At 62.8% G+C, this 309-nt stretch carries 1 protein-coding gene; it reads left to right on the top strand.

Features of this window, described 5'->3' with window-relative positions; all coding sequences use genetic code 11:
• On the top strand, positions 1–309 hold a 309-nt coding region (locus HMPREF2617_RS05910; RefSeq protein WP_210400823.1), incomplete at both ends, for a transposase.

Here is a 309-nt window from a genome sequence, read left to right as displayed (position 1 = left end):
ACTGGACCACCTACATCAGATCAGACACACGCCCAGGCCGACACCGTGTGCGGCGCTGAGTACGGTGTTGCCTCCACCACACGGGTCAACCACCGCAACGGGTATCGCCACCGCGACCTCGACACCCGTGTCGGCACAATCGATGTGGCAGTGCCGAAGCTGCGCCACGGCGCGTTCTTCCCAGACTGGCTGCTCGAGCGCCGCTCACGAGCGGAACGAGCCTTATCGACCGTGATCGCCACGTGCTACCTCAAAGGGGTCTCCACCCGCAGGATGAATGATCTGGTGGCAACCCTTGGCATTTCCAAC

It is taken from the genome of Corynebacterium sp. HMSC070H05, assembly GCF_001837615.1.
GTDB classification, from domain to species: domain Bacteria; phylum Actinomycetota; class Actinomycetes; order Mycobacteriales; family Mycobacteriaceae; genus Corynebacterium; species Corynebacterium coyleae.
Note: the sequence above shows the minus strand (reverse complement) of the source record. Positions and strands in the feature narration are given on the sequence as shown.